Genomic DNA, 20,711 nt, shown 5'->3' with positions numbered 1-20,711 from the left:
ATTTCACTTTCGCTAATGGTGGTTAGCGGAAGTATTCGATTCCTCGAATCCATTCGACAGTACAACTTCAAATTCGCCTTAGTCAGCAGCTATCTCGCCAGTGTGGTTGGTTGCGTCCTCCATTGGCTCACCTTCGAACACGACGGGTTTGACGAACACGTTCTTGTGAGCAAGCACTGGTCGCTTTGCACGACCGTTTTGCTCATACTCGACAACTCCTGCCTCGTACAGGATGTCAAGATCGCGTTTGACGATACTGATATCTCGATCAACGCGGCGACCGAGATCTCGCATTGATTCGAGATCGTCAGTAGCTATCTCGGTGAGTAGCTCCATCCGTTTTTCTGTGAGCACTTCTTCGGCGGTCGAGCGGGAGAGTAGCAGCACATCGTCGAAGTCAGCTTCTGCTACTCGCCGAATGAACTTTGTTTTCTGATTCATCCTAATCCGTTCCCGTCCGGCTGCGGTGTTCTAGCGATACGCCTTCCCTGGCATCACACGGTTGTTTTCTGACTTTCATAGGTATCTCGACCAACTCCAGTGAAGGGTTGTCCTCTGGTTCTATGATGACTTAGGAGGTCAACAGCCAAATAGTTACGGGATATGTGCTTATGTAGGAGAATTTCAATAATGGCCGGACCCCAGAATTTTGAGGACAACCTTGGGACGTGGCGGGGGCGAACGTATCTTATGGCGGTCCGAGGGACCTCAGACTACTTCGACCCTGACGACTTTTCTGTGAATGTATACTACAAAGACGCCGCAACAGAGAGTAGTATCGATATCGCTCTGTTGATACATCCCATGGATATACTCATATGGACCGCCTTTTTCGTGATCCGAAAGATAAGAAGCCCGTTGATTGGGACATTTGGGAAGCCATCGATCACTTCGAGGAGTACTGGCCCCGCTATGCCAAACAGTTTGAGAAGAATTGGGGTTGACTCACCCTCCGCTCCCAAGATATCATAAACCGATTCGGTAAAATCCCGCATGAGGAATTTTCCCGTGTCATTTCCCAGATGGGAATCGGCAAATCACGACCACTCTCATTTTTCACTGCAACAATACACCCCACGAGAACGGTGATTACAAAGCGATTGTGTGTGGACTACAGCGTCATTCCTAGAGAGTGTCTACTTCTCCATGTTGCACTAAGCAGATGTGGACACACCACACTACGGTTGCATCTTCGGCAGCGGAATTACTGTGCCCCACGTCTCCGTGATGACGAACGACCCCGATTATCCATTGTGCGTTGCACATGAGTAAAAGTCCGTTTGACCCGACCCACTACGCCGGTTCCACAGTCTCTCGCTCTCTTCGCGAAATCCTCACGCAGGAAATCACAGAGTAACTCTTGTCCCGAAATACCCCATCGTGATCAATAACACGTTCAAGGAACTCGGGTGAAGACGACCGACCAAGGGATTATGGGTATCTTCGATGCTTTGAATCACGTATTCACCAACCAGGTCGATACTCCGCCTTTGAGTTGAAACTCCCTCTCAATGAATCATACTCAGCGTTCGATCGTCGGTGAGGTGGCGGCCGTCGATTGACTGGTCTGGGTGATTTCGAGGACCGTCATCAGGTCTGTCCGCGAGATCAGACCCGCGAGCGAGCCATCGCCTTCGGTTACGAGAAGCCGACCGATATCCTCCTGCTGGAGGGTCGTGAGCGCATTCGCCGCCTCGCCACCGGGTCGGACCGTCACCAGATCTGTCGACATGATGTCATCGACTGTCGCATCATCTCGGCGATCAGATTCCCGTTCTTGGACGTCTTCGAGCGTGACGATGCCGACGAGATCATCGTTGTCGACGACCGGATACCCGGTGTGACGTTCGCGGACCATCCGGTCAAGCAAGGTATCGATCGACGTCTCGGGTGCCACCGTATCGAGTTCGACCGCCGGCGTCATTATCTCCCTGACGGTCAGTCCCTCAAAGGCCGCCTGCATTACCTCCTGGTTGGTCTCGCTCGTTGCGGCGATATAGATGAAGAAGGCGATGAGGATCCAAAACAGGTTGAACGTAACGACCCCAGCGATTCCAAGTAGGAACGCGAACCCCTTTCCGACGGCAGCGGCGATGCGGGTTGCCTGCAGGCGCGACCGGTTGCGCGAGAGCACCGCACGGAGGACTCGCCCACCATCCATCGGGAATCCGGGAAGCATATTGAACGCCGCGAGCACCACATTGAGCACCGCTAAGTAGCCGATCACGAACCGAACTGCGGGGAGCCTGCCAGCGAGTAGTTCGAACGACCCGTAGAACAGGACCCCAAGTGCAACGCTAACGACCGGGCCGGCGATGGCGATCGCGAACTCCTGGCGCCAGTCGTCAGGCAACTCCGCAAACTGTGCGAGACCGCCCAAGAACCACAACGTGATCGATTCAGTCTCAAGACCGTACCGGCGTGCTACGAGTGAATGACCCAGTTCGTGCAGGAGAACGCTGGCGAAGAGGCCGAGTGCAGCGCCTACCCCCAAGAGCCAGGGGAGCAACCCCGCGGTAAGCGGTTCAGGATCGAGTGGGGTCCCGAAGACCCCGTTGATCAAGTTCACTGTGAGGCCAACCTGCGAACCGATGAGGTAGGCCAGCAGTGGGAGGATCAACAAGAACGAAATGCCTAGTCTGATCGGGATGCCGAACAGCGAACCGAGACGGAGACTCGCCATGTGGTTACTACGGGCTCAAGCCCTATCAGGTAATCCCCCGAATATCGAATATTGGTGGTTCGGTTGGTATCACCCTAGCAATTTCGTTCGACGTTGGCAACACCGTACTCGGCCACTATCATCCCTATCACTTGGAACAACCATTTTATAAGCTAAATAAGATTAAATTGAAAATAAATAGCGATACTGAAGTTATTTACCTATATGAGCTTGTATATATAATTATACAGCCGATTCAGGTGTCTAAGTGAAACAGACGATAAATGAGACTAACGTTCCAAAATAGGTTGATGGCTCACTCGCAATGCGAACTACATACAGATCTATTCGGGGCTACCGAGACTGACTCACTTTCCACTTACGAGAGTATGGAGTAAAAGCCCGGCTTCCTGTTGACTATAGAACGTGGATTCAACAGAAACCCTCTTCTCAGTACTAGTTCGAAAAGTGGCTCTCAGATTACCGGTCGGGCAGACATTCACGAATCGACTTGTAGAGGGCCGGTTCTAACCCGCTGTCCCGGTACCCTGCGGCGAGATTGACGTCTACGGCCCAGAACCGGTCCTCGTCATCTTTGACTAAGTCGATCCCGACGCCACGAAGATTAAGTCGGGTGACGAGGCGGCGAAGGCGTCGCGTAAGCGTCGGTCTGGGACGTATCTGATTCAGGAATCGCTTGGGGCCGTGGAGCTTTGATGTAACGCGCTTGGCCGCCGTCTGAACTCGCGTTCCATCGTTGATGGCGTAGTACTTGTAATCGATGGGTTCCGTGTGGATTCGCTCTTGATAGAACTCTCCCTCCCCGTTCAGTTCGGGGTCACCGTGCCAGATGTAGCAGGGCTTTGCGACGTACTCAAACTCGGGTTTTTCGAAGGTTATTCGAGGAGTACGAAACCCAACCGTCTCAAGTGCTCGCAGCCCGATTAGCCGCGAGCTCAACGCAAGCGTCGCGACGAGATTATTCCACAAGAGCGTCCCGGTTCGCCGTGCATATCTGAGAACGGAGAGAGTGAGTGGAATCGTCAAATTGGTCGGTGCAGCGTACTTGGTCTACCTTGGCGTCCAAACGTTCAGAACCACCCCATCGATATCGACGTGCGGTGGTTGGGTTACGGCGTACAGCACGAGTGAGCGATATCTTCACTCTCCACCAATGCGGAAATCGTCTCCAAAATCTCACGAATTTGTTCTCGCGAAGAACAAGAGCACGTAGAGCCAGAGCGACCCATCGAGATGAAGGTACGCTGTGGTCGCTCCGGAAAAACAGCGATCCCCACAAGTCGGAGGATTCGATCAGGTCTCAAGCGCGGGTCAGTGCTTCAGCTCGCTCTTTGAGCGCTTCGTTCATCTCCCTGAATCCCTGCGCAGTGGCTTCTTCGTTCAAGAACACCGGAACCAGCAGGCCAGAAAATTCCTCACGCTGGGCGAATCGTACGCGATCGGTGTCAAGCGGATGAATACGAAGTTGATGGTGGCCATCAAAAATCTTCGGAACGAGCAACCGGCCGAGCCACTCCAAGCGCCTGCCACGCTCGGCAGTGAGCACTGTTGGACGGAACGTCATGCCTCTTGCTCCTGGTGGTTCGATGTGAATTTTCAGTTGTTCGCCGCGGCGGATTTCCCCGCTCGCTTCGGTGATAAACGGGTTCCATTCGGCGTACTTTCCGAAATCGGTGAGAACGTCCCAGACGACCTCTACTGAAGCATGGATTTCGATATCCGTCTCGATTACTTTCATTCTATGAGCTTCCTGCCGGCGTATTTTAAGCGCTGTCTCAACGTTGTTACCCCTTTATGTCTCATAGTAGTATATAGATGGTGGCACGCATACAATTCATTTTATATTTTCTAAAATCAGCCATCTACGATCGGTGGGTTAAACTTCGACAATCGTACTGCTATCGCTTGGTTTTCCTCATCTAGGCAGTGCCATTAGTAGGAGTACTAACCGATGCGTGTCATTCATATATAGCCCTAACACTTCAGGCACATCCGTCTTTATCTAAGAGGCAAACCGCATGACTGCGGCTGGTATCGAAGTTGGTTCGTGAGGGGAATGAGGAAGGGCAGGTGTCAATGCCTTCAAAACCCTCCTCACGTCGGATTGAACGGCGACTCACTACGCTCTTTCCTTCGACTGCACTCGAAGACCACGCCGAGGCAGTCGGCGTGGTCGAACGCGACGGCAAGTTTCAGGTTCCAGCGATGGTCTGGGCGCTCGTGTTCGGCTCCTTCGAGGCGACCGAAGGCCCGGAGGGAAGCTATGCCGTCTTCGTCACGAATCGTGATGACGTCTCATCGGACGACGCGATGGGTCTCACGGATCGGTATTCGCAGCGTTGGGATATCGAGAACGAGTACAAGTCCATCAAGCGATTCCTGCCATCGATCGCATCGACCGATTTCCGGATGCGGTGTTTCGCATTCATGTTTTCGACGCTGCTCTACAATGTCTGGCGGATTGTAGACTTCATGATGAAGATCCTCGTCTACGAGAAATACGATGACTACGGCCCAGAGGAGGGCCGAACGCGGCCGTGGCCAGTGATCACGGCGAACGGCTGTGTGGACACGATCGCGAATGTTCTCGACCCACCATATTGATGAGTGAATCCCCGTATTCTCCTACTTGTGAGCGGTTGCGCTGTTCTGTAACTCGATATTTTTCGCTATACTGCCTGATTTCGAGACTCTATTCTCGGCCCAATCCAGTTTGATTCGAACAGGGTTTTATTCTGACTTCCGACCTCTGGTATTTTGAGAGCCCGTTTGTAGATCGGTCAAACTCCGAACCGCTGAAGTTGAGACTACAGCGGCGTCTCACCGTAGGAAGACCACTCGCGGTATGAGGTCGCAGCAATCGTGCGGAAAACCTGGCGTCGGGATTGTCCGGTTAGTAGCATTCTCTCTTCACTGTCTCCAGACACGAGTTACCCTGATTGACAGTCATCCCTCCGTTTACACGCAGATCATACATATCCTGCCAGCCCTCCAGCCCGCTCAGAGGTCGTAAGCTCCTCGGTATCCTTTAGCAGTGCGACCGAGTGCTCGGCGATGCCTTCCTCAAACATGATGGTGTTCCGTGGCCAGAAGCCTTCACCGAACAGTTTCTTCATGGATTCTCCCATACTGAAGTCGCCCGACTAACACGACTCCTTCACCGCGTTGCTGAAAATATGGGGGATAATGGTCAGAACATTTATTAATAAATACCTTACAGTCCGGTAGCATACTATCGAATCTGAATCGACCATGGCATCCACTCAACAAAAAGCTAGTAGATCTGTTGTCATCACTGGAGCCACGTCCGGACTCGGATTTGGATGTGCAAAGGCTCTAATCCGAGCAAATCCTTCGTGGCACGTGATTCTTGCGTCACACAACGAACAGCGGACCGACAAAGCAGCAAGGAAGCTACGATCTGAGACTGGTAGCACGCTTACAACCACAATGCAGCTCGATCTTGCCTCCCTTGATTCCGTTCACAGATTTGCTAACCGACTCCATCAGGACATCGATTCTGGAGAAATTCCTCCACTTCATGCAGTTGTTTGTATCGCTGCTACTCTACAGGTGAGTGGAACCGTTTACACCGACGACGGATTCGAAATAACCTACGCCGTCAATCACCTCGGTCACTTCTTACTAGTCAATCTTCTCCTCTCTCGGATTCGATCACCTGGGCGGTTCGTGTTTCTCGCTGGCGCCGGTTCCCAAGGGATGGGGTTTTGGGAACATGCTCTCGGGATGTCCCCTCCACGAACGGATTTCGAAAATCTACGTGAGCTAGCAGTTCCCGAGGATACTTCAGATACAGATCCAAGCAAGGTCGGATCACAGCGGTATGCAACGTCGAAGCTAGCGAACGTGCTTACTGCTTACGAACTTGACCACCGTCTTCGTTCCGCCGGTTTGAGTTCCCCTGACGCGCCGATAACCTCGAACGTCTTCAGTCCGGGACTGATGCCTGGGACGGGGTTGGCTCGTGATTACGGTCAGATGATGAAATTTCTGTGGAATACAGTGTTACCAGCATTTCGGGTGCTGCCAGCAGTGAGAAGCCCTGCTGAGAGCGGGCATGATCTGGCACGGCTCGTCACCGGTCCGGATTTTGAGAACGTCTCTGGACAGTTCATCGATGGAAGAGAGATCAGCCACACTCATCCAATGTCCTACGACGAGAAATTGCAGCGAACGCTGTGGGAAGAGAGCGCCGCACTCGTCGACCTGAATGGTGATAATATCGGCAACGTTGATTGACGAGATATGGCGCTGGGGAACGCGCGTAGGGAGGGTAAGCATGCACCGAAACCGGCGATCGTCGAGGGGCCCTCATCGAATGCAACAATGAGGAACGCCAAACTCACCTACTCGGACGGTACCCAGGCGATTCGTTGGTCGATCTCCATGTTCCCTAAAGGCGAGCTCTCCGTTCGTAAGCGATGGTAGCTACTGAAGATATGATAGTGAAAACAGTCACTATCTGCCCAATATTATAATATGGATTTGTGAAATCCTGATTAGAGAGAAGAACCATCAAATAGTATAGAGCACCTATTAAGATAATCGTCACTATACGAATATCTGGATTATACATTCTGCGCACTCGGTCGGGAATCACACTGGACATATTTCCATAAACGAATTGAATCATACTAAAGATCACCTGGAGTCAATCCACTACCGCTTATACACCAAATATTCAATAGGAATGCCCCGATCCACGTTATCCAATGGTCGGCTCATACTGAAGGGTACAATAGGTGAGCGTAAATAGTGCGTGAGAAATGGAGTGAATTCTCCTGATAAAGCCGTTCTAATGCATTCACTCAGTTACTCACACAACTACTCACTCGTAAAATATGCGGTGTTTAATCCTCTGCACTGTCTTAACGAGGTGAAACTCATGATGCTCGATGATCAGCTTTCAGTACTTTCGAACGGACATCGACGGCGACTCCTCCTTGCACTCACAGAGGAATCACCATACAATATCCCCACTGTCTCTTCAGACCCAGTGGAGGCAGACGGCGGCGTTCGGGAGCACGCAATTGCGATGCACCATAGCCACCTTCCCCGACTAGAAGATCACGGGCTCATCGACTGGAATCAAGAGACGGGAGAGGTGACAAAGGGATCACAATTCGACGACATCGAGGCGCTTGTTACAACACTCGCGGAGAATCACAGTGGAGGTTTCGCTGGTGAGCCACCCGATTAAATTCATTCGAAAACTGCCACAGACGTGGCAGTCTGGGCACGGAGTGGCGAGTGGTTGGGACCCAGTCGAACTCCGTACCACTTTGTCCTTCGCGCTAGCCCTGTATAACCCTACTGTGATTATGTGAGTTACTGATCAAGTATCTATCTAGTAGATGCAGAAATTTATATCTCTCACTACAGATTCCATCGAACCGACCTCGATTGGTGGTGTGAAATCAGCAATCGTACTGCGATAAATTGCGTTTTCATGATTGTGCCCCTGTGATTATCTGAGTGAATGGTATACAGGCTGGTGAAGGAGCAATCTGCCAGTGTGGGGATGAGTGCCTTTGATACGTGTGGAGAAATAAAATGTACTGATAGTGAATCGACCTGTCGATCACGTTCGCTGGGCCAGACACCAGCTGACCGACAGGCGACGACAAAACGGTGTGACCAGCACCGGTATCAGCAAACAGATGGTTGGGACCCATGAACGAGCTATCTAATCAACAACGATCGATCGAACTGCTCCAACAACTCGGGTTAAAGGAGTACGAAGCACGCTGCTTTGTCGCCTTAGCACGCCTGCCAAAGGGGACAGCTAAAGAAATCAACGAGACCTCCGAGGTTCCGCGAACACGCGTGTATGATGCAATTCGCGTGTTAGAAACCAAGGGCCTCGTCGAGATCCAGCATTCGAATCCTCAACAATTTCGCGCCGTACCGATCGAGGAAGCCGCAGAGACGTTGCGTCAGGAGTATGAATCACGGACGGACACACTCATCGAGGCGATAGACAATATTGAACCCGCGATTCCGGATGGGGATGAGGAAATCACGCACGAAGTCTGGGCACTCTCAGGGACCACTGCGATTTCGAATCGGACTCAACAACTCATCGATGCCGCCGGGAGAGAGATCGTGCTCATCGTCGGGCGGGACGAGGTTATTACTGACGGGTTACTTGAACAGCTCCAAGAGGCGCTCGATACGGGTCTTGATGTGCTGGTTGGCACCCAAACCGAGGAACTCCGCAAGCAAATTGCAGAGGCACTGCCCGATGCAGAAGTGTTCGTCTCCGGGTTAGAGTGGTTGCACAGTTCACCGCTTGAGGCAACCGACGATACGACGATCAGTCGGCTACTATTGATCGACAAGAACACGATTCTCGTGAGTTCGGTGCATGAGACGGACACTGGTGGGGTTGAGACGGAAAAGGCGGTGTTTGGGCGGGGGTTCGACAATGGGATTGTGGTGATCGCCCGACGACTGATGGCGACGGGACTACCACCGCGACAAGACCCCGATACGACTGCGGAGGATTAGTTTTCGGTGCACTAGCAGCAGGGGTTCTTAGGCGGGAGCAACGTGAACGGAGCCAGTGCTGTGGACAGTGACGGAGTAGTCAGTGTAGGTGAAGGAGATCGACGCGGTCGTATCGGTGTTCCGTGCCAGTGGGGGTGCAATCATCGCATCGAAGGCGTCAGGATCAATCCACTCATTGAGTGGACTGAGCTCCTGCTGGTCGCAGTGTGCTGCCTGGGCAACGGTTTCGACGACAGCGGTACTCGTTCGATTGATGACCACTCATACAGGTTTTGGCAATAACATTCACTAGTCCCATTGTATGCATCATGCCACGCCGCGCGGCACGACGACAGTGGAATAATCAGCAGGAAAAGACGGCGGATCACTGCATCCGAACACGCGCTCCATGCACAATTCGCGGTCTCCAACGTCTCGCTGAGCAGTTCTCGGTTGAGAAAAGCACTAGATCGATGAACGCGGAGATAATCCGGGGAGTACCAACAGCACAGTGTGAAAAATTCTATTGAACCCTTCACCGATTAGCTATTTAGTGTTGTTGTCCTCACAGTTGTCGTCGGGTCGCTTTTTCTTCCGGTCTTTCTTTTTGCAGTCTTTCCGATGCTTTTTTCCGTGTTTCTTCTGGTGCTTTTTGCGGTGCTTCCGATGCTTTTTGCAGTCTTTCCGGTGCTTTTTGCGGTGCTTCCGGTGCTTCCGGTGCTTCCGGTGCCTTTTACGGTGCTTCCGGTGCTTTTTACGGTGCTTCCGGTGCTTTTTGCGGTGCTTGTGATGCTTTTTAGTGGTGGTGGTCGGTGTGTCCGTGGTGGTGGTCGGTGTGTCCGTGGTGGTGGTCGGTGTGGTGGTGGTGTCCGTAGTTGTGGTGGTGTCCGTGGTTGTTGTCGGGGTGGTGGTGGTGTCCGTGGTTGTGGTGGTGTCCGTGGTCGTGGTCGGGGTGGTGGTGGTGTCCGTGGTGGTGGTGGTGTCCGTGGTTGTTGTCGTGTCCGTGGTTGTTGTCGGGGTGGTGGTGGTGTCCGTGGTCGTTGTCGTGTCCGTGGTTGTTGTCGGGGTGGTGGTGGTGTCTGTGGTCGTGGTGGTGTCCGTGGTGGTGGTGTCCGTGGTCGTGGTTGTGGTTGGCTCGTTAGATTCACAACCTGTGACTGTTGCCATCTGGAGATTGACAGCAGTCTGTGCGTACAGGCAGCCGTTCACTAACGCATTGGTAAGCACATCTATTTTCGTTTGAGTCATCACAATTCCCGCAAATTGTGAGTCCGTTCCGAGCTCCACACCGGCACCGCCAGCAACCTGCCAGACGATGTTATTGACTTGGACGCCGCCACTCAAGATGACATTCGTCCCGCTAGCCGTGGTAAGGTTGCCATCTATCTGGAAGACCCAGGTATCATCCGGGCCTCCCACGAGCGTTATATCCTCACTTATCGACACGTCTGTGCTCCAGTGGTAGATCCCCGGGGGAAGTACCAAACCTCCGATATTTCCGCCGTTCAACTCGTTAAAGTCCGGAGGTCCGCGTCCAGCGACTTCGGTGTATGCGGATTCCATATCGTTCACGGCCGTGGTCAGGTTGGACGGAGTCGGTTCCGCATAATCGGCCGCATATACTTGTCCACTCACTTGATTCGATGTCGCGAATTCGCCCGATGAGTCCAACGTCAATGAAAAGCCAGTTATGGCAGTCGACGAGGCTGGACTCACTCCAATATTCCCGGTCACATCGGAATCCGGAACGGTAGAGATTCCCGATTTTGCTAGAATCGTATACTCACCGGCCGCTCCAAGATCGACTACCCCAGGATCTGTGGTTTGGGCTTGGATACTGTCTATACCCCGATCTACTCCTAAAGCAGCAAGCCCACCTGCTGCTAACATCCCTAGGTAGGCCCTCCTGTCAAATCGGTCTGATGTCATACCGCGACCTCCGATGAGGACTTCTGTGAACTCGATTTAATACTGGCTGATGATGCGTTGACATAGGACTCAAGAGAGACGTTCTCCCTGTTCGTGTATCCCATGTCACTTGAGTCTACACACCATGTGTCGAAAGAATCGGCCATGACGCCGGTAGCGAGCTCGGCTTCCCCGATTCCTCTTCGATCAAACTTGTTTTGGTCGCCAAGTCTTTTTTGCATGTTACATCCGCATCAAATACAGTTCTATATTTCGTTATACACTCCCTGATCGTAACAATTGAGTCGGTAACTGGTGGTTACAATAAATATGACCGATCTTCATTGAAATCCACCAGTATGGAACGAAGCAACTGGTTTGGCTCTCTGCTTAGTTCAACCATCTATGCCACCGATTCGGCAGGTCGAAACCACGGATGTCCATCCACACGACTATCCGCGTCCATCGAATGACCGATATTTCTATCCACTGCCGACCGCCTCGAACGACCCACACAACGTGGAAGGGTCCTGTATCAAAGTCACCGAGGTGGAACTCGTTGCCCGAGCGGTTCACATCCCATAGTGGTGAGTGGTGCGAACGGACGAAATATGCTTCTCTGAGAGGGTGATGGTGGCTATTTCCACTGCCGCTTATACTGCCCACAGGAAGTCAATCCGCTAAAACGACCAAATTTCAGAGAGGGCACTGTCTAGATAAGGAAAACCAAGTGGCAGCGGTACAATTGGCGGGGATTTATGCACTAGTCATACGTACTAATTTTTGAGATTTAGATCGACTGCACTGTGAGAAGACTGAATTCGATTGCTTCACCGAAAACCTAGTCATGATGAGACGAAGAGATTCGTTAGCTACTCATGGTAGAGACGTTGAAACGCCACTTTACAACGGAATCTCTTAACTAGACAGTGCCGAGCGATGGATAACCTCTACCATTTTCAGCCAACTGATTGAGAGTATCTGTTGGTAGTGACCCTCCACTGGATCACAGCTTCAGCACGCCCGTACATTGATTACGTCGGCACACCAAGTACAGCGCATGCCCGTTCGTATCGAGGAGTTCGAAGCTGGAAACCTCCCAAATGGCCCGAGCGTGCCCGAACAGGTACTTGCCTATCTATACACAAACCGGGACAAAGCGTTCACTCGGTCTGAAATCGCTACCAGTATCGACGCGGATCCGAACACAGTTGGGACTGCCCTCTCGCGGTTGAAACAGCGCGAACTCGTCCGACACAGAGGGGAGTACTGGGCGATAACGAACGATCTCGATCGGGTTGCAGACGCATATGCCCTCCACACGATAACGGAACGGCTCGATCAAGACGACGGAGCGATCGAACCCGACGAGTGGGACGCAGTCGCTCCGGACGAACCGCATCCAAGCGAGCGAGACGACTAGATGCAACCGGAACGTGGCGATGTGGTTCGAAGTTCGGACCCGTTCAAACTGGGCGACGATAGCCAACGACCGTGGCTCATCGTCAACAACGAATCGCATCCGTTCGGCGACGAGCAGTACGTGGCTGTCGCTCTCTCGACGAAAGAGTACGGTGATTCGATTCCCCTAGAGTCTGCTAGCTGGAAAACAGGTGGTGTACCGTACGAATCGTTCGTCTCTCCATGGGCAGTCCACTCCCCTCGTATCGAAGATTTGGTTGCGTGGCAGGGCCGAGTCACGAAGGACTTCGTCGATCACGTCGTTGATTCGCTTGAGACGTATCTTCGATGACGGTAACTGTACCCACAGATTTCATTGAGGGTACCGAGGTTGGTTCACTTCTGCTTCGGACGTTCGCCGGAAGGAATCCGGCTGTATGTTAGTTATAGAGGGTACATTTTGCTCTCAATCTGATTCGCTATCAGCTATAAACTGGGCCACACCATCTCGGAAAGACCAGTCCTCTTCACTATTCTCAGTGATGACGATCATCACATTTTCTGGGGAGATCCCCGTCTCGATCATGTAACTCGAAATCCTGCGAAGGGAGTTCTTGAATAAGTTGATAGCGGTCACCTGGTGGGAAGTCAAGCGTATCGAGCACAGCCGTGTTGGCCGCATCAGCGACTGTATTTCGATACTCGTCGGACTTGCCCGCCAGCACTGAAATTGTAACTAACGGCATACGGAATCACTCTCCGTCCCGCTCGATCACAGCTTTTGCAAGCGTGTCTTTGTGACCCTCATTTGGACCGCCAGCTATCGTCAGGAGTTTCGCATCACGAAGGTAGCGTTCAACGTGATATCCGGTAGTGTATCCGAGACCGCCATGGAGTTGAACCGCTCTGTTCGCATTGTCGACTGCGGCCTGCGTTGCGTTGATCTTCGCCATGGCAAACTCGCGTGTTACATCGTGGCCCCGATCAGCGCAGTCAGCTGCTCGAAGTGTGAGCAATCGAGCTGTGTCGACACGTTCTGCCATCTCGCCGATCTCCCATCGTACGCCCTGGAAGTCACTGATATGCTGGCTGTATTGCTCTCTTGAACTCGTGTACGAAACTGTGTCTTCGAGCGCAGCACGAGCGATACCAACACCACGGGCAGGGACGTTTACACCGGTGTGGATTTCACCACGTTCGGTGTATCCCTCTCCTTTCTCGCCAACGAGGCGATCAGCAGGAACATGGACGTCTGAAAGGGAAACGCGCGGCGATTTAACGCTGTTCGCGCCTAATGTATCCCAGTCGTTCTCTCTATCGAACTCTTCGGTTGGCACGAGAAACGCGCTAATGTTGTGCGGTGCGGCCTCATCGGGGCCGGTCTTCGCGTACGTGAGGACGTAATCCGCGTCATAGAAGTTCGTTACCCATTGTTTGTGACCGTTGAGTACCCATCCGTCCCCCTGCCGTTCGGCCGCTGTTTCCATCTCCAATTTGTTGCTCCCGGCGTTGGCTTCGCTTTGCCCGAGCACACCGACTGTCTCAAACGTCGCCATCTCGGGAAGGAATGCGTCACGTTGCTCCTCGGAGCCGAAGCGCTCGATGACTGCCGCGACGCCGATATGCAGTCCAAGGGCACTCGCTACGGACATACACGCAGCTGAAAGTTCTTCGATCATCAGCGCGAGTTCGACGAGGCCTTCACCACGTCCGTTGTATTCTTCAGGCAGCGTCAATCCCGCGAGGCGACGATTACCGAGTTCGTCAAGAATTTGGCTGGGATACTCGCCTTGCTGATCTAACCGTTTCACTTCGGGTCGAATTTCGGTTTCTGCAAACTCCCGAACATCGTCTCGAAGCGACCGTTGGGTCTCTGTCAGTTCGAATTCCATAGATGGGTACGGTACTGGCGAACCATTAAACCGGGAGCCGGACATAGCAGGTCTTCTGGATTGCGACCGAGAGGCATACTACCATCTAAAGTTAATCCGAACCTCGAAGAATAGCCCCTACGAGAGTCGTGTGAGTCCGTTTTGTCCCAACAACTTCGCTTCAACTTTGTGGAGATGTTCGTGCAGGGTAGACGTAGAAATGTTCAATTCATTCGCTAGCTCACGGGCCGATGTTTCTTTCGGGTGTTCGTAGTATCCCCTTTTGCGGGCGAGTTGTAGTACTTCCAGCTGGCGTTTCGTGAGTTGATCCAGAGGAAGCGCATTTGTCGCGGGCTGACGGCTTCTTTGTTCCATGCCACGAATGTTGATCTCCGCATTCATTTCTTCGCGGACTTGTTCAAATTTCGTCTGAACCGTCTCCCGGTCACGGTTTGTGGCAAGTGACCAATATTCGCGTCCGTCTCGGATATCGATCGGACCAGTACAGACGAACCCTCGAGACGTCAGGGGTTGGCTGATCTGCTTGCGTCCGTCGTGATTAACGAGGAGTTCCCGCACTACGTTCCCTGGTTTCGGCACGGTTGTTCGCTGGAAGCCAGGGGCCATCTCGGACACGGAGTGGACATGTTTTGATGCGTTCATAGCTTCGATTCCTTCTGCAATCGTCTCCTGGTCATCTGCGTATATCGTAAAGAGTGTCGCAACATCATCTCCAGTCGAATATATTCCGTATCCGAGAAACCCAACCGCAACTTGCTCCGTTACCTCGATCTCCCAGCAATCGGGATACCAGAGGTCAATCGACACATGGAGTATTTCCTCACCGTTCTCGGGATCGATCATGGTTGATGGTTATTCATAGCGGTTCGTAGAGATTGTCATCGGGTAGTGGCCCCTCGGAGTGGAATTTCGTTACCGAGAGATTCGCACCACGACCGGCGCACAGGTCGAAAGGAGATACCGAAGGTACCCACTGCCGCTTATCGATTTAAAAGGTGACAATATGATACTAATCATCGACAAAGTCCTTATTACCCACGTTCTATAACTCAATATGATTGAGATTGAAAAAACACTCTTTGGACTCATACTCCTAGTTGTGGGTGTATTCGGATACCGGTACGCCTATGAGTTGTCACGGTTGAGTGAACGTATCGATTCGATTGGAAGTACAACACCGTGGGATGAGGTGGAGCCAGCAAACTGGAGCGTCCTTCTTAGTCAGGTCATTAATATCATCGTGGTAGGAGTTGGTGTGCTAATTCTTCTTGGCGGGATCTTTTGAATAGCTCCGAATTGATGGTGGACACTACGAACTGCACATAGATCGATCCAGGACTCCCGGGGTGGTGTTACTTCCGCGTATGGATTCTGGGAGCAGAAACCGACTTCACGTTGATCAGAGCGCGTTTTATCAGTCCAAACCCGGCCCACGATCGAACAGCAGTACGGGAACAGTCACCAGTACCGCGAGCAACAGACCGGATCCGATGATGACGAAAAACGCGTCTGAAACCGCCTCTGTTGTCACGTAATCGTGCGACAAAGCAATCGTCGTGATTACGGAAAACCCAATCAAAAGGAGTCGGCGAAATTTCGAAGATCGGTGCACAGAGGGCACATTCATGTTATATATCAGAACGCTCTCGAATAAATACGTATGGGTTGTGATTGATAGGTAGTCACCATCCCGATTACTAGATATCGTGAATTCGACTCAGGGAACCCCGACGTACTTGTGACGGCGGTAGAGATACAGCAGACCGAACGGGATGCCGATACCGAACCACATGGCGAGGCCGAGGAGCGTGTACTCGGACCGGGGTTCCCACTCGGACACCGACGCGATGTACCGTCGGTCGAAGTGGATTCCAACCGCCACGGCGGCGGGAGCGGTGAAGTACGCGAGAGCGAGAACGAGTCCGACCACCGGCGGAAGGTACGAGAGGGTACTCGATGGTTCGAGGCGGAAGGCAATCGCGGAAACCGATAGGCCGAGCGTGGCGGAAACCGACAACAGCAGACTCGGGAGGAGGAGTATCCACCAGTGGCTCTCGGTGCTTTGTTGGCGGAGATGGGCGGTCGTCGTCATTGTTCAAACGAATGAACAGAGGTCGCAAAAGGGTTGTGGAGCAGAGCTGGTAGTTTTACTTACTCCCGGCGTCGTTCCCGCAAGTTCTGGCGCGTGAACTGCGGCGTCGCCCGAATCCCACGGCGCTTGCGGAACGAGCGGTAGAGCAAGAGGGTGATGAACAGGGAAATCACAGCGGCCACCGCGGCGGCGGGGAACGCCTCCGCGGCGTACAGCACCGCCGTCGTCAACCCGCCGAATGCGAGGAGGATGCCGAAGATGAGGCGTTTGGCCAGCAGGTCGAAGACGTCGTTGTCGTCCTCGATACTGACGCGGGCGTAGAGGTTGTCACGGTCGATTTTGTCGAGCGTGCGCTCCAGTTTCGGCGGCGTCCGGACGAGCGACTGGGCCGACGCTTGCAGTTGGTCGCCCGTCTCGGAGACGTACTTCTTGATGGACTCCTCGCGGTACCCCTCGTCGGTGAGGTACTCCGTCGCCACCGCGATGAAGTCGAACTCGGGGTCGAGGGTCACACAGACCCCTTCGACGACCGTCGCCACGCGAAGCACGAGCGCGAGGTTCGACGGCAGGCGGAGCGGGAACTCGTAAATCGTGTCCTCGACCTGCGAGACGATCTGCTGGACGCGGTAGGTTTCGATGTCCTCGCCCCGCGCGTCCTCGATGGCGAGTTCCATCACGCTCCCCATCGTCGCCCGGTCGGCCTCCGGGCTGAGGGTTCCCATCTCGATGAGGGCGTCGAGGATTCCTTCGATGTCCTGGTTCGCAACCGCGATGTAGAAGTCCACGATTTTGCGTTGGATGAACTCGTCCACCCGCCCGCTCATGCCGAAGTCGTAGAAGATGATGCGCCCGTCGTCGGTGGCGGCGAGGTTGCCGGGGTGCGGGTCGGCGTGGAACACGCCGTCCTGAATTATCATCTGGAGGTACGCCCGCTGGAGCGTTTCAGCGAGTTCGTGGCGGTCGAGTCCCTCCTCGTCCAGTTCGTGCACGTCGTTTATCTTCGTCCCGCCGAGGAACTCCATCGTGAGTACGCGCGACCCTGAGTGGCTCTCGATGACGCTCGGGATGGCGATGTCGGGGTCGTCCTCGAAGTTCTCCCGTATCTCGCCAAGCATCTCCGCCTCCCGGTCGTAATCCATCTCCTCGCGAATCGTGCGGGCGAACTCGTCGGCGAGGTTTTCCAGCGAGAAGGCGCGTGCCTGCCCGATGAACCGCATGATGAGCGGGAGCGACCAACGGATGACTCGAAGGTCGGCTTCGACCAAGTCCTCTATTCCGGGGCGTCTGACCTTCACCGCGACCTGCTCGCCGTCGATTTGCGCGTCGTACACCTGTCCGAGGCTCGCACCGCTTATCGCCTCGGTGTCGAACTCGTCGAAGTTGTCCGCCACGGGGCCGAGTTGGGACTCGATGACCTGCTCCGCGTCCGCCCACGGCGCTGGCGGCACCTCGTCCTGCAGTTTCGAAAGTTCGTCCACGTACTCGGGCGGAAGGACGTCGGGACGCGTGGAGAGGAGTTGCCCGAGTTTGATGAACGTCGGGCCGAGCGTGAGGAGGGATTCGAGGAGCGTGTCCGCCCGTTCGATTCGCATCTCGCTCGTCACCCGGCGCGACGATCCGAAGAACAGGAACCGATTCCGGTCGCGGGCGTAGCTCAGCAGCAGCGGCAGGAAGTGCCATGCGACGACGACGAACCGACGGTATGCGCGGAGGAATGCCAGTGTGACCACCCGCCGTTAGCGGCTCGTGACCGGGACCGACTCGTCCGGAGCCGACGCCTGTTTCGGGAGGGTGATTTCGAGGACGCCACGTGCGACCGTGGCCTCCGCACCCGCGCCGGTGGCGTCCGGCGGAAGCGGGAGTTCGGCATCGAGGAACAGCGGACGCCCCTCGCTCACGTAGTCGAACTCGACGGGAACGTCCTTTTCGCGCCGCGCTTCTATCCGGAGGCGGCCATTCGTCACGTCGATGTCGATAGTTTCCTCGGTGACGCCGGGCATATCGAGAACGAGGAGGTAGGCCTCGTCGTTCTCCAACAGGTCCGCGAACACGGCGTCCGGGAGTTCTCGCAACGCATCGCGCAGCGCTGACATAGTTCCGTGTTAGGAGGCAGGACCGAAAAAGGGTGCGGTCTTGCTGGTCGTCTTACACCCCGAGGACAAACGCACCGATGCCGAAAAACAGGACGCCGGCGACCACGTAGGGAAGTCCATTCGCCGCGACCCGCCACGCGGCACCGCGTTCGTCCGTATCGGAGATGAGGAAGTGCGTGTCGTCGCCGTAGCCGATGACGACGTTCACCTCGCCCCCCTCCTTCCCGGCGCTCGCGTCGTAGCGCGCTTCGCCGAGGATGTGGACCGACTCGTCGGGGTCGAGTCGCCGCTCGATGTACTTTCTGTCCTTTCCCGTGTTCAACTCGAACAGTTTGAGGTCGAGGCTTTTCTCCTCTGACCCGACGTCCTCGTTCTGCCGGATGAACTCCTGTACGCGTTCGGGAGGCCGTTTCCCGCCGCGAACGTCGATGGACCGTTCGTCGCTGAAGCGAAAGTCGGCCGCACGCGGGTCCACGAGCGCGCTCGCCGTGCCATCTTCGACGCGAAACGGAGTATGGTTTCGCCCGGAGTCGACCGTTTCCCAGTGACGACCGTTCTTCGAGTTTCGCTCCTCTTCGACTTCGTACTCGTAGGCGAGACAGGGCGTTTCCGTGAACAGGGACGTGAGCGTCCCGTGTTGTGGTTGTGCCGTCCCCTCCACTTCGACCGGACCGCCGTCGCCCAACGACATCACGTCGGTGGGGTCGTTGGTTACGATCCGATACGCGAGGACGAGTTCGCGCCCGCCGTACCACAGCATCACACAGCCGAGCAGGGCGGCGATGCCGACGAGCGCGAGGGCGAACGGATGGTCGAGGAGGGCCATGCGGGACGATGTTGTTGGCGGGACGATAAGTGTTCCCCGCTTCCTTTTTGCCCGCCGTCTCGAACGTGTTCGTATGAGCGACCACCAACCGGACAGAAAGCAGTCCGGGTTCAAGGAAACGACGCGCGTGTCGGCCGCCCGCGACCGGTTGCGCGACATCGTCGACGGTCACGACCGAACCGATTCCGTCCCGCTCCTCGAAGCGGACGGTCGGGTCCTCGCGGAGTCGATCAGCGCGCCGCGAAACGTGCCCCACTACTCGCGGGCGGCGATGGACGGTTACGCGGTTCGGGCGCAGGACACCTTCGGGGCCAGCGGGCGGTCGCCGGAAATCCTTCGAGGAGCGGAGGAGATAGTACCCGGCGCTGCGGTGCGGGTCCATACCGGCAGCGAACTCCCCGACGGGGCCGACGCCGTGGTGATGATGGAGGAAACCGACGAGTTCGGCGAGGAAGTCGAGGTGTTCGACGCCGTGGCCGAAGGCGAAAACGTCGCGCCGGTCGGCGACGACGTGGAAGTCGGCCAATCGCTGTACGAGGCCGGACACCGCCTCCGACCGTCCGACCTCGGCATGGTGAAATCCGCCGGTGTGAGCGAGGCCACGGTGTACGACCGGCCGCGCGTCGCCGTGATTCCGACCGGCGAGGAGTTGGTGCAGTCCGACCCGGAACCGGGAGAGGTCATCGAGACGAACGGCCTCACCGTCTCCCGCTTGGTCGAGCGATGGGGCGGGAGCGCGACCTATCACGACGTCGTGACCGACGACGAAGAGCGCCTCCGCGAGGCCATCGAGTCGACCCTCGACCACGACATCGTCGTCACGACCGGCGGGTCCTCCGTGGGGGAACGCGACCTGCTCCCCGAAGTCGTCTCCTCGCTGGGTGAGGTCGTCGTCCACGGCGTCGCGCTGAAACCGGGACATCCGGTCGCGCTCGCGGTCGTCGAGGGGACGCCGGTCCTGATGCTTCCCGGCTACCCCGTCGCCTGCATCGTCAACGCGATGCAGTTCCTCCGTCCCGCGCTGAAGTGGGTCGGCAACCTCCCCTTGGAGGACCTTCCGACCGGAAGCGCCCGACTCGGTCGCAAAATCCGAAGCGAACCCGGGATCCGGTCGTTCGTCCGGGTGACGCTGGACCGAACGGGGGACGACCTCGTCGCAACCCCGACGCGGGCCAGCGGGGCCGGTGTCCTCTCCAGCGTCGCGCTGGCGGACGGATGGGTCGAGGTGCCCGAAGAACGCGAGGGGATTCCCGAAGGAGAGACGGTCGCGGTCGCGAACTGGGAGTGGTCGGCGTGATTTCAATCG

22 protein-coding genes and 1 pseudogene are annotated in these 20,711 nt (G+C 55.1%); 11 read left to right on the top strand and 12 right to left on the bottom strand.

Annotated elements, in window-relative coordinates; all coding sequences use genetic code 11:
• Positions 1 to 78: 78 nt before the first annotated feature.
• Positions 79 to 441: a hypothetical protein gene (locus LJF34_RS11405; RefSeq protein ID WP_231185137.1), complete on the bottom strand. Its 363-nt coding sequence runs from the start codon at positions 439 to 441 to the stop codon at positions 79 to 81.
• 189 nt (positions 442 to 630) lie between these two features.
• Between LJF34_RS11405 and LJF34_RS11400 the strand changes: the two genes are divergently transcribed.
• Positions 631 to 972: a hypothetical protein gene (locus LJF34_RS11400; protein ID WP_231185136.1), complete on the top strand. Its 342-nt coding sequence runs from the start codon at positions 631 to 633 to the stop codon at positions 970 to 972.
• A 550-nt stretch (positions 973 to 1,522) separates the two neighbouring features.
• Here LJF34_RS11400 and LJF34_RS11395 read toward each other — a convergent pair.
• The 3 genes from LJF34_RS11395 to LJF34_RS11385 all read right to left on the bottom strand — a co-directional run bounded on the left by LJF34_RS11395 (position 1,523) and on the right by LJF34_RS11385 (position 4,421).
• On the bottom strand, positions 1,523 to 2,683 hold the full coding sequence (locus LJF34_RS11395; protein WP_231185135.1) for a site-2 protease family protein: 1,161 nt from the start codon (positions 2,681 to 2,683) through the stop codon (positions 1,523 to 1,525).
• Positions 2,684 to 3,142: 459 nt separating this feature from the next.
• Positions 3,143 to 3,622 carry a hypothetical protein gene (locus LJF34_RS11390; protein ID WP_231185134.1) on the bottom strand — a complete coding sequence of 160 codons (480 nt, stop codon included), beginning with the start codon at positions 3,620 to 3,622 and terminating at the stop codon, positions 3,143 to 3,145.
• Positions 3,623 to 3,983: 361 nt separating this feature from the next.
• Positions 3,984 to 4,421 carry an SRPBCC domain-containing protein gene (locus tag LJF34_RS11385; RefSeq protein WP_231185133.1) on the bottom strand — a complete coding sequence of 146 codons (438 nt, stop codon included), beginning with the start codon at positions 4,419 to 4,421 and terminating at the stop codon, positions 3,984 to 3,986.
• A 338-nt stretch (positions 4,422 to 4,759) separates the two neighbouring features.
• Here LJF34_RS11385 and LJF34_RS11380 point away from each other — a divergent pair.
• Positions 4,760 to 4,912: pseudogene (locus tag LJF34_RS11380) on the top strand (IS4 family transposase); the annotation flags it as partial.
• 740 nt (positions 4,913 to 5,652) lie between these two features.
• Here LJF34_RS11380 and LJF34_RS11375 read toward each other — a convergent pair.
• A complete protein-coding gene (locus LJF34_RS11375; RefSeq protein ID WP_231185132.1) occupies positions 5,653 to 5,799 on the bottom strand; it encodes a hypothetical protein in 147 nt (48 codons plus the stop codon).
• 136 nt (positions 5,800 to 5,935) lie between these two features.
• Between LJF34_RS11375 and LJF34_RS11370 the strand changes: the two genes are divergently transcribed.
• The 7 genes from LJF34_RS11370 (at position 5,936) to LJF34_RS11340 (ending at position 12,854) form a co-directional block, all read left to right on the top strand.
• Positions 5,936 to 6,943, top strand: coding sequence for an SDR family NAD(P)-dependent oxidoreductase (locus LJF34_RS11370; RefSeq protein ID WP_231185131.1), 1,008 nt, complete (start codon positions 5,936 to 5,938; stop codon positions 6,941 to 6,943).
• 646 nt (positions 6,944 to 7,589) lie between these two features.
• Positions 7,590 to 7,904: a helix-turn-helix domain-containing protein gene (locus LJF34_RS11365; protein WP_231185130.1), complete on the top strand. Its 315-nt coding sequence runs from the start codon at positions 7,590 to 7,592 to the stop codon at positions 7,902 to 7,904.
• A gap of 473 nt (positions 7,905 to 8,377) precedes the next feature.
• The gene (locus LJF34_RS11360) at positions 8,378 to 9,214 is read left to right on the top strand and encodes a helix-turn-helix domain-containing protein (protein WP_231185129.1); all 837 of its coding nucleotides are present in this window, start codon (positions 8,378 to 8,380) and stop codon (positions 9,212 to 9,214) included.
• A 793-nt stretch (positions 9,215 to 10,007) separates the two neighbouring features.
• Positions 10,008 to 10,436: a hypothetical protein gene (locus tag LJF34_RS11355; protein ID WP_231185128.1), complete on the top strand. Its 429-nt coding sequence runs from the start codon at positions 10,008 to 10,010 to the stop codon at positions 10,434 to 10,436.
• Between the two features lie 1,070 nt (positions 10,437 to 11,506).
• Positions 11,507 to 11,686, top strand: a complete 180-nt coding sequence (locus tag LJF34_RS11350; RefSeq protein ID WP_231185127.1) for a hypothetical protein — start codon at positions 11,507 to 11,509, stop codon at positions 11,684 to 11,686.
• A gap of 475 nt (positions 11,687 to 12,161) precedes the next feature.
• Positions 12,162 to 12,524 (top strand): hypothetical protein, encoded by a 363-nt coding sequence (locus LJF34_RS11345; RefSeq protein WP_231185126.1) that lies wholly within the window; start codon positions 12,162 to 12,164, stop codon positions 12,522 to 12,524.
• Positions 12,525 to 12,854 (top strand): hypothetical protein, encoded by a 330-nt coding sequence (locus tag LJF34_RS11340; protein WP_231185125.1) that lies wholly within the window; start codon positions 12,525 to 12,527, stop codon positions 12,852 to 12,854.
• A gap of 184 nt (positions 12,855 to 13,038) precedes the next feature.
• Here the strand turns inward: LJF34_RS11340 and LJF34_RS11330 are convergent, their stop codons facing one another.
• The 3 genes from LJF34_RS11330 to LJF34_RS11320 form a co-directional block, all read right to left on the bottom strand.
• Positions 13,039 to 13,248: a tautomerase family protein gene (locus LJF34_RS11330; RefSeq protein WP_231185123.1), complete on the bottom strand. Its 210-nt coding sequence runs from the start codon at positions 13,246 to 13,248 to the stop codon at positions 13,039 to 13,041.
• 6 nt (positions 13,249 to 13,254) lie between these two features.
• The gene (locus LJF34_RS11325) at positions 13,255 to 14,394 is read right to left on the bottom strand and encodes an acyl-CoA dehydrogenase family protein (protein WP_231185122.1); all 1,140 of its coding nucleotides are present in this window, start codon (positions 14,392 to 14,394) and stop codon (positions 13,255 to 13,257) included.
• A 117-nt stretch (positions 14,395 to 14,511) separates the two neighbouring features.
• Positions 14,512 to 15,237, bottom strand: a complete 726-nt coding sequence (locus LJF34_RS11320) for a helix-turn-helix domain-containing protein (protein WP_231185121.1) — start codon at positions 15,235 to 15,237, stop codon at positions 14,512 to 14,514.
• Positions 15,238 to 15,448: 211 nt separating this feature from the next.
• Here LJF34_RS11320 and LJF34_RS11315 point away from each other — a divergent pair, with 211 nt between their 5' ends.
• The gene (locus tag LJF34_RS11315) at positions 15,449 to 15,679 is read left to right on the top strand and encodes a hypothetical protein (RefSeq protein WP_231185120.1); all 231 of its coding nucleotides are present in this window, start codon (positions 15,449 to 15,451) and stop codon (positions 15,677 to 15,679) included.
• Between the two features lie 432 nt (positions 15,680 to 16,111).
• Here LJF34_RS11315 and LJF34_RS11310 read toward each other — a convergent pair whose 3' ends face one another.
• The 4 genes from LJF34_RS11310 to LJF34_RS11295 are packed head-to-tail and all read right to left on the bottom strand — an operon-like array spanning position 16,112 to position 19,405.
• Entirely contained in the window at positions 16,112 to 16,486 is a 375-nt protein-coding gene (locus tag LJF34_RS11310) for a hypothetical protein (RefSeq protein WP_231185119.1), read from the bottom strand.
• A 59-nt stretch (positions 16,487 to 16,545) separates the two neighbouring features.
• Entirely contained in the window at positions 16,546 to 18,216 is a 1,671-nt protein-coding gene (locus tag LJF34_RS11305) for an AarF/ABC1/UbiB kinase family protein (protein WP_231185118.1), read from the bottom strand.
• 6 nt (positions 18,217 to 18,222) lie between these two features.
• Positions 18,223 to 18,579, bottom strand: a complete 357-nt coding sequence (locus LJF34_RS11300) for an Hsp20/alpha crystallin family protein (protein WP_231185117.1) — start codon at positions 18,577 to 18,579, stop codon at positions 18,223 to 18,225.
• Positions 18,580 to 18,631: 52 nt separating this feature from the next.
• Positions 18,632 to 19,405 (bottom strand): E3 ubiquitin ligase family protein, encoded by a 774-nt coding sequence (locus tag LJF34_RS11295; protein ID WP_231185116.1) that lies wholly within the window; start codon positions 19,403 to 19,405, stop codon positions 18,632 to 18,634.
• Between the two features lie 73 nt (positions 19,406 to 19,478).
• Between LJF34_RS11295 and glp the strand changes: the two genes are divergently transcribed.
• Positions 19,479 to 20,702 carry a gephyrin-like molybdotransferase Glp gene (glp, locus tag LJF34_RS11290; protein ID WP_231185115.1) on the top strand — a complete coding sequence of 408 codons (1,224 nt, stop codon included), beginning with the start codon at positions 19,479 to 19,481 and terminating at the stop codon, positions 20,700 to 20,702.
• The last annotated feature ends 9 nt before the right edge of the window (positions 20,703 to 20,711 follow it).

Source organism: Haladaptatus sp. DYF46 (assembly GCF_021083305.1).
In the GTDB taxonomy this organism is placed as follows: Archaea; Halobacteriota; Halobacteria; order Halobacteriales; family Haladaptataceae; genus Haladaptatus.
The sequence above is the reverse complement of the archived record's forward strand: the minus strand, read 5'-3'. Positions and strand labels throughout refer to the sequence as shown.

What these genes read in the sequence shown, in the direction of transcription:
- LJF34_RS11360 (WP_231185129.1), top strand. Translation starts at nt 8,378, where the DNA reads ATGAACGAGCTATCTAATCAACAACGATCGATCGAACTGCTCCAACAA.
- LJF34_RS11400 (WP_231185136.1), top strand. Translation starts at nt 631, where the DNA reads ATGGCCGGACCCCAGAATTTTGAGGACAACCTTGGGACGTGGCGGGGG.
- LJF34_RS11340 (WP_231185125.1), top strand. Translation starts at nt 12,525, where the DNA reads ATGCAACCGGAACGTGGCGATGTGGTTCGAAGTTCGGACCCGTTCAAA.
- LJF34_RS11315 (WP_231185120.1), top strand. Translation starts at nt 15,449, where the DNA reads ATGATTGAGATTGAAAAAACACTCTTTGGACTCATACTCCTAGTTGTG.
- LJF34_RS11385 (WP_231185133.1), bottom strand. Translation starts at nt 4,421, where the DNA reads ATGAAAGTAATCGAGACGGATATCGAAATCCATGCTTCAGTAGAGGTC.
- LJF34_RS11395 (WP_231185135.1), bottom strand. Translation starts at nt 2,683, where the DNA reads ATGGCGAGTCTCCGTCTCGGTTCGCTGTTCGGCATCCCGATCAGACTA.
- LJF34_RS11300 (WP_231185117.1), bottom strand. Translation starts at nt 18,579, where the DNA reads ATGTCAGCGCTGCGCGATGCGTTGCGAGAACTCCCGGACGCCGTGTTC.
- LJF34_RS11325 (WP_231185122.1), bottom strand. Translation starts at nt 14,394, where the DNA reads ATGGAATTCGAACTGACAGAGACCCAACGGTCGCTTCGAGACGATGTT.
- LJF34_RS11365 (WP_231185130.1), top strand. Translation starts at nt 7,590, where the DNA reads ATGATGCTCGATGATCAGCTTTCAGTACTTTCGAACGGACATCGACGG.
- LJF34_RS11320 (WP_231185121.1), bottom strand. Translation starts at nt 15,237, where the DNA reads ATGATCGATCCCGAGAACGGTGAGGAAATACTCCATGTGTCGATTGAC.
- LJF34_RS11350 (WP_231185127.1), top strand. Translation starts at nt 11,507, where the DNA reads ATGCCACCGATTCGGCAGGTCGAAACCACGGATGTCCATCCACACGAC.
- LJF34_RS11295 (WP_231185116.1), bottom strand. Translation starts at nt 19,405, where the DNA reads ATGGCCCTCCTCGACCATCCGTTCGCCCTCGCGCTCGTCGGCATCGCC.
- LJF34_RS11345 (WP_231185126.1), top strand. Translation starts at nt 12,162, where the DNA reads ATGCCCGTTCGTATCGAGGAGTTCGAAGCTGGAAACCTCCCAAATGGC.
- LJF34_RS11310 (WP_231185119.1), bottom strand. Translation starts at nt 16,486, where the DNA reads ATGACGACGACCGCCCATCTCCGCCAACAAAGCACCGAGAGCCACTGG.
- LJF34_RS11370 (WP_231185131.1), top strand. Translation starts at nt 5,936, where the DNA reads ATGGCATCCACTCAACAAAAAGCTAGTAGATCTGTTGTCATCACTGGA.
- LJF34_RS11405 (WP_231185137.1), bottom strand. Translation starts at nt 441, where the DNA reads ATGAATCAGAAAACAAAGTTCATTCGGCGAGTAGCAGAAGCTGACTTC.
- LJF34_RS11330 (WP_231185123.1), bottom strand. Translation starts at nt 13,248, where the DNA reads ATGCCGTTAGTTACAATTTCAGTGCTGGCGGGCAAGTCCGACGAGTAT.
- LJF34_RS11375 (WP_231185132.1), bottom strand. Translation starts at nt 5,799, where the DNA reads ATGAAGAAACTGTTCGGTGAAGGCTTCTGGCCACGGAACACCATCATG.
- glp (WP_231185115.1), top strand. Translation starts at nt 19,479, where the DNA reads ATGAGCGACCACCAACCGGACAGAAAGCAGTCCGGGTTCAAGGAAACG.